General features: G+C 38.1%; 11 protein-coding genes. 10 read left to right on the top strand and 1 reads right to left on the bottom strand.

Going from position 1 to position 11,207, the window contains the following annotated elements; all coding sequences use genetic code 11:
* The first annotated feature begins 115 nt into the window (after positions 1 to 115).
* From gvpA to H6G25_RS20635, 7 genes are all read left to right on the top strand, one after another.
* Positions 116 to 331: a gas vesicle structural protein GvpA gene (gene gvpA, locus H6G25_RS20665; RefSeq protein WP_015080752.1), complete on the top strand. Its 216-nt coding sequence runs from the start codon at positions 116 to 118 to the stop codon at positions 329 to 331.
* A 201-nt stretch (positions 332 to 532) separates the two neighbouring features.
* Positions 533 to 1,213 carry a gas vesicle protein GvpC gene (gene gvpC, locus H6G25_RS20660; protein WP_190394103.1) on the top strand — a complete coding sequence of 227 codons (681 nt, stop codon included), beginning with the start codon at positions 533 to 535 and terminating at the stop codon, positions 1,211 to 1,213.
* Positions 1,214 to 1,650: 437 nt separating this feature from the next.
* Positions 1,651 to 2,709, top strand: coding sequence for a gas vesicle protein GvpN (gene gvpN, locus H6G25_RS20655; protein WP_190394102.1), 1,059 nt, complete (start codon positions 1,651 to 1,653; stop codon positions 2,707 to 2,709).
* A 234-nt stretch (positions 2,710 to 2,943) separates the two neighbouring features.
* Entirely contained in the window at positions 2,944 to 3,681 is a 738-nt protein-coding gene (locus H6G25_RS21430) for a gas vesicle protein (protein ID WP_242035050.1), read from the top strand.
* A gap of 122 nt (positions 3,682 to 3,803) precedes the next feature.
* Positions 3,804 to 4,271, top strand: a complete 468-nt coding sequence (locus H6G25_RS20645; RefSeq protein WP_190394101.1) for a gas vesicle protein K — start codon at positions 3,804 to 3,806, stop codon at positions 4,269 to 4,271.
* 46 nt (positions 4,272 to 4,317) lie between these two features.
* On the top strand, positions 4,318 to 5,076 hold the full coding sequence (locus tag H6G25_RS20640; RefSeq protein ID WP_190394100.1) for a GvpL/GvpF family gas vesicle protein: 759 nt from the start codon (positions 4,318 to 4,320) through the stop codon (positions 5,074 to 5,076).
* Between the two features lie 11 nt (positions 5,077 to 5,087).
* Complete coding sequence (locus H6G25_RS20635) at positions 5,088 to 5,477, top strand: gas vesicle protein GvpG (RefSeq protein ID WP_190394099.1); 390 nt, start codon at positions 5,088 to 5,090, stop codon at positions 5,475 to 5,477.
* A gap of 191 nt (positions 5,478 to 5,668) precedes the next feature.
* Here the strand turns inward: H6G25_RS20635 and H6G25_RS20630 are convergent, their stop codons facing one another.
* Positions 5,669 to 5,986, bottom strand: coding sequence for a gas vesicle protein (locus H6G25_RS20630; protein WP_190394098.1), 318 nt, complete (start codon positions 5,984 to 5,986; stop codon positions 5,669 to 5,671).
* A 157-nt stretch (positions 5,987 to 6,143) separates the two neighbouring features.
* Here H6G25_RS20630 and H6G25_RS20625 point away from each other — a divergent pair, with 157 nt between their 5' ends.
* The 3 genes from H6G25_RS20625 (at position 6,144) to H6G25_RS20615 (ending at position 10,781) form a co-directional block, all read left to right on the top strand.
* Positions 6,144 to 6,824: a GvpL/GvpF family gas vesicle protein gene (locus H6G25_RS20625; RefSeq protein ID WP_190394097.1), complete on the top strand. Its 681-nt coding sequence runs from the start codon at positions 6,144 to 6,146 to the stop codon at positions 6,822 to 6,824.
* 40 nt (positions 6,825 to 6,864) lie between these two features.
* A complete protein-coding gene (locus H6G25_RS20620; protein ID WP_190394096.1) occupies positions 6,865 to 8,739 on the top strand; it encodes an ArsA family ATPase in 1,875 nt (624 codons plus the stop codon).
* Positions 8,740 to 8,924: 185 nt separating this feature from the next.
* Positions 8,925 to 10,781 (top strand): AAA family ATPase, encoded by a 1,857-nt coding sequence (locus tag H6G25_RS20615; protein ID WP_028091206.1) that lies wholly within the window; start codon positions 8,925 to 8,927, stop codon positions 10,779 to 10,781.
* Positions 10,782 to 11,207: the final 426 nt, after the last annotated feature.

The raw sequence follows: 11,207 nt of genomic DNA, 5'->3' as shown, positions 1-11,207 counted from the left end.
CAGCAGTACCTGCTTAATTTTAATAAACAGATTTCCCAATTTCGAATAACTATCAAGGTGTAGTTTTGATAGTTATTCATATTTCTAACAACAACAACAACAAGGACTTAAAAAAATGGCAGTTGAAAAAACCAATTCTTCCTCCAGCTTGGCAGAAGTTATTGACAGAATCTTAGACAAAGGTATCGTAATTGATGCTTGGGTTCGTGTTTCCTTAGTTGGTATCGAATTACTAGCAATTGAAGCTCGTATCGTTATCGCTTCCGTTGAAACCTACTTGAAATATGCTGAAGCAGTTGGTTTAACCCAATCTGCAGCAGTACCTGCTTAATTTTAATAGCGAATATTCAGAATTAAATTGATGTTTAATTCTGATATTGATTCTGCTTTTTTTAATTATCTATAGATTTGGAAATCAAGATTTCTCAAATGATATTACAAAGAAGTATGAATCTTTAAAATATATTCACTGAAAAAATTGTGAGTGAATGTATTTGATGCCAGTTTACTATTTTATTTTCTGGAGAATTTCATGATTTCTTTAATGGCCAGAATCCGACAAGAGCATCAGTCAATAGCTGCAAAGGTGGCTCAACTAGCTCTAGAGACTAATGAGTTTTTGTCCGTTACCACAGCCCAAAGACAAGCGCAAGCTCAAAAACAAGCTCAAGAATTGCTAGAATTCCATAAAAACCTTCAAGCAACAACTGAGCAGTTTTTATCAGAAACAGCCCAAGCAAGACAAGCACAAGCTGAAAAACAAGCTCAAGAATTGCTAGACTTCCACAAAGAACTTCAAGCAACAACTGAGCAGTTCTTATCAGAAACAACTAAAGCTAGATTTGCTCAAGCTCAAAAACAAGCTCAAGAATTGCTAGACTTCCACAAAGAACTTCAAGCAACAACTGAGCAGTTCTTATCAGAAACAGCTAAGGCCAGATTTGCTCAAGCTCAAAAACAAGCTCAAGAATTGTTAGCATTCTATCAAGAACTTCAAGCAACAACCGAGCAGTTCTTATCAGAAACAACTAAAGCCAGATTTGCTCAAGCTCAAAAACAAGCTCAAGAATTGCTAGAATTCCACAAAGAACTTCAAGCAACAACTGAGCAGTTCTTGTCAGAAACAACTAAGGCCAGATTTGCTCAAGCTAAAGAACAGAAGGAATCTCTCCTTAAGTTCCGTCAGGATTTGTTTGTAAGTATCTTTGGTTAATCTATACTCTCAATAATTTACAGCGTTTTCCACTCTGATGAGGTACAAAGTTAAATCATGAAACTCTTGTGGTGCGGGCATCTTGCCCGCTAGATATGTAACTCATAACACCAGGAAGTGCTGTAATTTATTGGAGAAATAGGGTTACATAATAAAACCCCCAATCTTACAGTTAAAAAACTGGTAAGATAAGGGGGTGATTAATAAAATTCAACAACAACAAGTTTTGGTGTGAGATTTAGGAAGTCTATATTTATACTATGTTTTTGTCAGATTAAACAATTAGTTAGCATTAATGCCCCTAACCTTATAAAAATAGGCATCCTACCTCATCAAACCAATGATATGATATTAGCGCATAAATTTTAAAAAAGCATTATATCATTCTTTTTTCTACGCATCTTAATTTTCTCTTAACTGTTTACCATATTCAACTTATGAGCATCACCAAAGTTAATCATAAAAGAGCCGTTCTTCGTCTTCGTCCAGGTCAGTTTGTAGTCACACCTGCTATTGAGCGAGTAGTCATTCGGGCGCTGCGCTATCTAAAATCAGGCTTTCCTATTCACCTACGGGGACCTGCAGGGACAGGAAAAACAACTTTGGGTATGCACTTGGCTAACTGTCTTGACAGACCAGTGATGTTACTGTTTGGAGATGACCAATTTAAAAGTTCGGATTTAATTGGTAGTGAATCCGGTTACACCCATAAAAAACTACTCGATAACTATATACACAGCGTTGTTAAGGTCGAGGATGAATTTAAGCAAAATTGGGTTGATTCCCGATTAACTTTAGCTTGTCGTGAAGGCTTTACTTTAGTATATGACGAATTTAACCGTTCACGTCCTGAAGTTAATAACGTCCTACTGTCAGCATTAGAAGAAAAAATTCTCAGTCTTCCTCCCAGCAGTAATCAGCCAGAATACCTGAGTGTTAATCCCCAGTTTCGGGTGATTTTTACATCAAATCCAGAAGAATATTGCGGAGTTCACTCCACGCAAGATGCTTTAATGGATAGATTGGTTACCATTAATATGCCAGAACCGGATGAGATCACTCAAACAGAAATATTAATTCAGAAAACAAACATAGGCCGAGAATCTGCTAACCTAATAGTTAGATTAGTCAAATCATTTCGTCTGGCTACAGGGGCAGAAAAAACTTCCGGTTTACGGTCTTGTTTAATGATTGCTAAAGTCTGTGCAGATCATGATATTCCGGCATCAATAGAAGATTTAGATTTTCGAGAAATTGCTATGGACATTCTGTTTAACCGCGCTCAGTTGTCTATCAGCGAATCCACTGATATTTTCATGGGGTTACTTGAGCAATTCTCAGCCGAAGAAATCAAGGTACTGAATGACACCCATTTCCCTACCGATGAACTTTTGATTAACAATTCCCAGTTTATAACCCAAGAATTAGTTACTCAGCCAAATACGGAATTGGCCAATGATATTTCCCAGGAGTTACGCAAAACAGAACAAAATTAGGGTATTAACCTTACGCAAGAGTAGAGTTTTCACTCATATCTTGTGTAAGTCCTGTTCCTTGTAAAAATTAAGTTTGCAACTACCTGGTTAAGCAAAAAAGTGAAGGATGAACGGGAATTCAAAAAGCCTTAAACATAGAGCGCGACATGAGCGTAAAAGCTCTATGTTCTTTGCATAAAAATTTTTAGCTTGCAAAGTCAATCGTGTTTATACCATTCAAGAGTTTAATCATTTGTGAATTCTAACCCAACACTGCCTACACGTCATCAAACAAACTCAAGTCGAACTATTAATACATCTACCCAAGGTTCGACTTTAGCGGACATTCTCGAAAGGGTTTTAGATAAAGGGATTGTGATTGCTGGAGATATTTCTATATCTATCGCGTCCACCGAACTGATAAATATTCGGATTCGCTTGTTGATTTCCTCCGTGGATAAAGCCAAGGAAATGGGTATCAATTGGTGGGAAAACGATCCTTATCTCAGTGCTAAGGCTCAAGGTTTGGTTGCAGAAAATGAACAACTTCGGCATCGTTTAGAAACTCTAGAATCCAAACTAAATTTGCTAACATCTTCTAGTAGTGTCAAAGAGGAAATTCCCCTACCAACAGATACTAAAGATGATTTTTTTCAAGAGAAGGAAGATAATCTATCACCTTTAGATGCACCGATTGAAGTTCTAGATTTTCAAGCTCAAACCATTCAAGAAGATTCATCACTTGTAGATACACAAGTGGAAATTATGGATCTCCAATTCGAAGAGAATCAAGAAACTCCATTATCTTTAAACCCAACCATAGAAATTACAGATTTTCAATCAGAAACTAGTGAAGAAACTTCACCCATAGATCTCCAAGTTGAAAGTAATCAAGAAACTCCATTATCTTTAAACCCAACCATAGAAATTACAGATTTTCAACCGGAAACTAGCGAAGAAACTTCAACGATAGAACCAACGATTGACCTTTAACCTCAACTGAAAATGTAGGAGTTATGAGTTATCCACATCTAATTAATCAAAGCTGAGACTTTTAAAACTTTAATAGTCAACTTGTATCAAAGACATTTAAAACTTTAGGTTGCATCATCAAAATGCTTTCCACTCCAGCTGATAACTTCGACGAGTCACTGACTACCGTTTCTAAATCTAAGAATGAAGCCGGTTTAGCCCCTTTGCTTTTGACTGTATTAGAATTGCTGCGTCAGTTGATGGAAGCTCAAGTAATTCGGCGTATGGAAGAGAATTTACTCAGTGAATCTGAATTAGAACGGGCAGCAGACAGTATTCAAAAGTTAGAAGAACAAATATTACAGTTGTGTGAGACTTTTGAAGTTGACCCAGCAGAGTTGAATGTAAATTTGGGAGATTTTGGTACTCTTTTACCACAATCTGGCTCTTATTATCCAGGAGAAACTGGTAGTCGCCCTTCCGTACTGGAATTATTAGATAGGCTTTTAAATACTGGAGTTGTTCTAGACGGCGAGATAGATTTAGGTCTAGCTCAACTTGATCTTATTCACGCTAAATTACGATTAGTTCTGACATCAAAACCAATTTAATACCAGTTTATCAGTCCTAATTTTAGGTTTAATTTATTTAAAACTTATGAACACAGATTTGGCAAATAACAATTTTGGTCTTTATTTGTACGGCATTTTCCCAGACATAATTCCTGAAACTATTGAGCTTAAAGGATTGGATGGAAAAAGTGTTCATAGCCAAGCAGTTGATGGGTTTACTTTTTTATATTCAGAGGCCTGTCAAGAAAAATATTTGGCTTCTCGCCGTAATTTGTTAGCTCATGAAAGAGTTTTGGAACAAACAATGCATGAAGGTTTTCATGTTCTTCTTCCCCTGCGCTTTGGATTAGTTGTTAAAGATTGGGAAACAATCATGAGCCAACTAATTAATCCTCATAAAGAACAATTACATAAATTGTTTCAAAAATTGGCAGGACAAAGAGAGGTAAGCATTAAAATTTTTTGGGATGCTAAGGCTGAATTGCAAGCCATGATGGAGTCTAATCATGAGTTGAGGCAGCAGCGCGACAACATGGAAGGTAAAAAGCTAAGTATGGAGGAAGTGATTCAAATAGGACAATCAATTGAAAGTAATTTGCAAGCCCGCAAACAAGCTGTAATTGAAGTCTTCACTAGAGAGCTAAATCCTTTTGCTCAAGAGATTGTAGTCAGTGACCCCATGACGGAAGAAATGATTTACAATGCTGCCTTTTTGATTCCCTGGGATAGCGAACCTCTCTTTAGCGAACGCGTCGAAGCGATTGACAAAAAATTTGGTACGCGCTTACGTATTCGCTACAACAATTTTACTGCCCCTTATACATTTGCCCTGCTTGATTCATAGGAGTTATTACGATGTTGACTCAACTTTTACTATTGCCAATCATGGGTCCACTTAATGGAGTTGTCTGGATTGCAGAACAAATCCAAGAACGGACTAATACTGAGTTTGATGCTCAAGAAAATTTGCATAAACAATTATTAAGTTTACAACTCTCTTTCGACATTGGCGAAATTTCTGAAGAGGAGTTTGAAATTCAAGAAGAAGAAATTCTTTTAAAAATCCAAGCTTTGGAAGAGGAAGCACGCTTGGAACTAGAAGCTGAACAAGAGCAAGCACGTTTGGAACTAGAAGCTGAACAAGAGCAAGCACCCTTGACACTAGAAGTTGAACAAGACGAATTTGAAAATCAACCTCAATTTACACCAACAATTGAGACATATAAGCATCTTGTTAAACTATAGGTGACAGGAAATATTTATTCCTCTCTGGCGGATTTAAACCTCTCAAGATACGGTAATTACGAATTGCGAATTATACTATAACTAGTACAATATCCAAATAACGTTTAAGGTGATCATAAAAAAACCCGCATTAGCGGGTAAATTATGGAATATCTGTTCATATTTTGCCAAATTGATCAAGATTTCGGATATTAATATTCAATCTCAAAAGTTTGGTAATTATTCGATTCAACAAAGGAGTTTGGAGTCACTATGTTTTGAGTAGCACTAGGCTGAGGTTGACGCAATTTTTTAATTGTTCTTTCTGTATCCTCTATCTGGCTATTAAGGATGTCCAAACGCTGTTGCAATACGGCAGTCCGTTCCTTGATATAACATAGTTCTCTCTGAATACGTTGCTTTTCCGTCACCATTTTATAAAGCTCTAATTGACTTGAAGCATCAGATTGATTTCTGGGCATCGTACTAACTTTAGCTCTGATAATACCGGGATTGCGAACATTTCTCATGAAGAATACCTGAATATTTCCTAGCATTATAACTAAGTTTTTGTGATTGTAAATCCCTAAATTATCCAGGTATAGATGAAAAAATTTATTCGGTATTGCAATCAATACGAATCTTAGGTAATTAATACCAGCAAATATTTTTATCTAGGTAAGATATATGGAATTAGAAAATTTCTACACTTATGCTTTTTTAGAAATACCCAGATTTCCCTTGATTTTGCCACAAGGTGCTGCTAGTCAAGTAATACTAATTAATGGTGCTGGACTTTCAGCTATTGTCGAGCCAGGAATATCCTTAGAATCATTTCAAAATAATGATGAAAAAATTATCCAGATGGCTTTATCTCATGATCGAGTGATTTGTGAAATTTTTCAACAGGTTACAGTTTTACCCTTGCGTTTTGGAACTTGTTTTACTTCCACAAACAACTTACTAAATTATCTAGAACTCCATAGACAAGAATATCAAGACAAACTAGAAAAAATTAATGGTAAAATTGAATTTACTTTAAAATTAGAACCGCAGACGATGGAAGAACCAGCACCACTGGAAAGAGGAGGTAGAGATTATTTTTTAGCCAAAAAACAACGCTATCAAGACCAGAATAACTTTAGAATTGCTCAAGCCGCAGAAAAACAAAATCTGATTGATTCAATTAGTAAAGTAAATCAATTACCATTTGTTATTCAGGAAAAAGAAGAAGTAGTAAATATTTACCTGTTAGTTAAGTCTCAAGATAAAACTTTACTTTTAGAACAATTCTTAAATTGGCAAAAAGCCTGTCCACGTTGGGATTTACTTTTGGGAGAGCCGCTTCCACCCTACCACTTTATTTAATGATTATTTATTAGTATTTTCGTAATTTATTAAGTTTAATATGAACCAGTACGACTCATTTCATTTAATCATGTTTAGTGGCAAAGGTGGAGTTGGTAAAACTACCACTTCTTGCACTTTTGCTCGTTATTGGGCCAAACAGTTCCCAGAAGAAACAATTTTGTTACTTTCTACAGACCCGGCACATTCTTTAGGAGATGTGTTACTGACAGAAGTTAAAGATTATGCTTCACCATTACCAGATTTGCCTAATTTAAGTGTTCAGTCCTTAGATGCTGAAAAACTGCTGTTAGAATTTAAGGCCAAATATAGCAAATTTTTAGAACTACTGGTTGAGCGAGGAAGTCTAGCAGACGGACAAGATTTAGCCCCAGTTTGGGATTTGGACTGGCCTGGTTTAAACGAATTAATGGGATTACTAGAAATCCAACGTCTACTATCTGAAAAAAAAGTAGACCGCATAGTAGTTGATATGGCTCCTTCTGGTCATACCTTAAACCTGTTGCGATTGGAAGATTTTTTAGATGTGATTTTAAACTCATTAGAGTTATTCCAAAAAAAGCATCAGGTGATCACAGAAACTTTAACCGGACGTTATACTCTTGATGAAGTTGATGACTTTTTAGCCGATCTAAAATTTCAATTAGCGGAAGGTAGACGACTACTACAAGATGATCAATTTACAGGTTGTATAGTTGTTGCGGTTTCTGAACCTATGTGTTTTGCGGAAACTGAGCGATTTATCGAAAGTTTAAAAACCTTAAATGTTCCCTATGGTGGCATAGTAATAAATCGAATTGTCAGTGATTCATCTATAGAGCCAGATCGCTATGCTGAACAGCAAAACTTTATCAATAAATTCTTGAAAATTTCTGAAAATAAACCCGTTTTCATAGTACCACAACAGCAATTCGCACCATTAGGGGGGTTAGCATTAGATAATCTAGCAGCACAAATTCAATATATTGATCATGTGGAACTCGCTGCTCCACCACCAATTCAATGGCCGACTAAAATTACACCTAGCTTTACTGACTTTGTAGCCGAAGGCTGTCAATTGATTGTTGTTGGTGGCAAAGGAGGGGTTGGTAAAACTACAGTGTCAGCAGCCATGGCCTGGGCTTTTGCCAATCGTTATCCTGATCAAAAAATTCGCGTAATTTCCATAGATCCTGCTCATTCCTTGGGAGATGCTTTTGGTGAAAAATTAGGACATGAACCAAAATTATTAGCTCCTAATTTAACTGGACAGGAAATTAATGCTGAGAAAATATTAGATCAATTTCGTGCCGATTACCTTTGGGAATTGGCGGATATGATTAGTGGTGAAGGAACAGAAGCAGACGCAACAATAAATATTGCCTATCTTCCGGAAGCTTGGCGGCAAATTATGTCTCAAGCTTTACCAGGTATTGATGAGATGCTATCCCTAATTACCATTATGGATTTATTAGACAGCAACCAGCAAGATTTGATTATTCTAGATACAGCACCCACAGGTCATCTTCTGCAATTTTTGTCAATGCCAACTGCATTAGGAGATTGGTTATCTTGGATATTTAAGCTGTGGATGAAATATCAGGATGTTTTGGGTCGAGTTGATTTCATTGGGCGGTTGCGAAGTCTGCGCCAACAAGTGGTCAAAGCTCAAAAGAAATTAAAAGACCCAAAGCACACCCAATTTGTGGGTGTCATTCAGGCAGAAGCGGCAATTATAGCTGAACACATCCGCTTAACACAATCTCTCAAAACTATAGGAATTCAACAGCGTTATGTGGTACAAAATCGCTACACACAAGATGTAGAGATTGAGAGCAGTTTATTTCCGCAGCAAACAATTATTCGCTTACCTAACTTACCCAGATCCGTCGAACCCATTGCCAGAATTAAAGCAGCCGCCAATCTTTTATTTTAAGTCTAGGACTTACCCATAAGTCGTGGAATAATTAATGAACCACGTTCACACAGGGTGCTGAGGGCATAGGCACTTAGAAAAAGAAAAAAAGAGGGTTTAGGGAAAGATATTTTGCGTAAGTCTTTAAGTGGATAATATAGTTAAGAAAAAATGGTCTTTTTAAAGTCAATTTTTGGAGGAATGTGATGAGTGAAAATTTATTCAAGGGGTTTGAGCAGTTATTAGAACTGGTAAAAACTCTCGAAGAGAAAGCAGAAAATGGAGAAATCAAAACCAATGTCCAGTTTAACTCCCGTCCATTAAGCAGTATTCCCAGAACAGGAAATATCCCCCGTAGCAGTAATATGGGGGGTAATATGGGCAGTATGGGTAATGATGTGGGTACAAGTCGCATGAATACCCAATCACCTCCGGCTTCTAGTGCAGGTCCGGCCGATGTAGTTGTTCCTCCCGATCCTACTTCAGGTATTGCTCTTAAAGATATCGGTGGACTGAGCGAAATTCTTAAAGAACTCAAAGAACTGGTTGCTATTCCTTTAAAACGCCCTGACTTACTGGCTAAATTGGGACTAGAACCCACCCATGGTGTATTATTAGTTGGTCCTCCAGGGACAGGTAAAACTCTCACAGCCCGGGCTTTGGCTGAAGAACTGGGCGTTAACTACATTGCTATTGTTGGTCCTGAGGTCATCAGTAAATATTATGGCGAAGCGGAACAAAAATTGCGCGGTATTTTTGAAAAAGCCGCCAAAAATGCGCCCTGTATTATTTTTATTGATGAAATTGATAGCCTCGCCCCAGACCGCAGTGCGGTAGAAGGGGAAGTTGAAAAGCGCCTCGTTGCCCAATTATTAGGCTTAATGGATGGTTTTTCCCATAGTCCAGGGGTAATTGTTCTCGCGGCTACCAACCGCCCTGACCACCTTGACCCTGCCTTGCGAAGACCAGGACGATTTGACAGGGAAGTTCAGTTTCGCATTCCTGATATCAACGGACGTAAAGAAATTCTGCAAATTCTCACCCGTTCTATGCCTTTGGATAACACCGTTGACCTCGATTTTATCGCCGAGCGGGCGGTGGGATTTGTCGGGGCTGATTTGAAGGCCGTTTGTCAAAAGGCGGCTTATAGCGCCCTCCGTCGTCAAGTTCCTTCTATAGAGGTGCAAGCTCCAGAAAACATGACGGTTACTCAAACTGATTTTTTACAGGGACTAAAGGAAATCAAACCGGCTGTACTTCGCAGTGTAGAGGTGGAAGTTCCCCAAGTTGCTTGGGATGATATTGGTGGTTTAGAGAATATTAAGCAAACCCTGCGAGAATCTGTAGAAGGGGCGCTACTTTATCCAGAACTTTACCTACAAACTAAGGCTATTGCTCCCAAGGGGATTTTGCTATGGGGTCCTCCGGGAACTGGTAAAACTTTATTAGCAAAGGCTGTGGCTTCCCAGGCCAGGGCTAATTTTATTGGTGTCAATGGACCGGAATTACTGACCCGTTGGGTGGGTGCGAGTGAACAAGCAGTGCGGGAATTATTTGCTAAGGCTCGACAAGCAGAACCCTGTGTGATATTCATTGATGAAATTGATACCTTAGCTCCAGCAAGGGGAAGTTACAGCGGTGATTCTGGCGTGAGTAACCGGGTAGTAGGGCAATTATTAACCGAATTGGATGGTGTAGAGGCGGGTGCAAGTATTCTGGTCATTGGGGCTACAAACCGTCCTGATGCTCTGGACTCAGCGTTATTACGGGCAGGTAGGTTAGATTTACAACTTAAAGTAGATTTGCCTGATTTAGCTAGTCGTTTAGATATTTTGCAGGTTTATACTGAGGGACGACCATTATTAGACGTGAATTTAACATATTGGTCTGAAGTCACAGAAGGTTGGAATGGTGCTGATTTAGTATTGCTGTGTAATCAAGCTGCTGTGGAAGCTATTCGCCGTTTCCGAGCGCAAGGACAGACAGATCCTGCTGATATCAGAATTACTAATGATGATTTTGAATATTCTCATCAGGTTTTAGTCAGTCAACGTCATGCTTAGTTAGATTCTCACTGTTACCCTCGGCTGCAAGGAATTTGTCCGGGGGTCGGAAAACATAGAAAAGTAAGTGTAATGGCCATACTACTGGTAATTGTTTTCAGAGTCGCTACAACTGGATACAATTGTTATGAGTTGATTAGGACTTACGCAAAATATTCCTCAAAAGCTCATTTCTCTGTGTTCTCTGTACCGGAGTTTGGGTTATTTATTCCGTTTTGTGTCGAACCAAGGGATGGATTGACCTACCATCCTTATATGGTAAGGGTCTTAAAAACTTACGGTTTAGGTTAGCATAATAAGTAACTAAGAGTATTACAGCACTTCCCGGTGTTATGAGGTACAGTAACAACAATTAGTGAACCAATTTTTTAAATGTTGAGGATTCATCAAATCGAGAGCAACAGAAATAACTTTATCAACCATTTC

Source organism: Dolichospermum sp. FACHB-1091 (genome assembly GCF_014697585.1).
Taxonomy (GTDB): Bacteria; Cyanobacteriota; Cyanobacteriia; order Cyanobacteriales; family Nostocaceae; genus Dolichospermum.
This window is presented reverse-complemented; position numbering and strand designations above follow the sequence as displayed.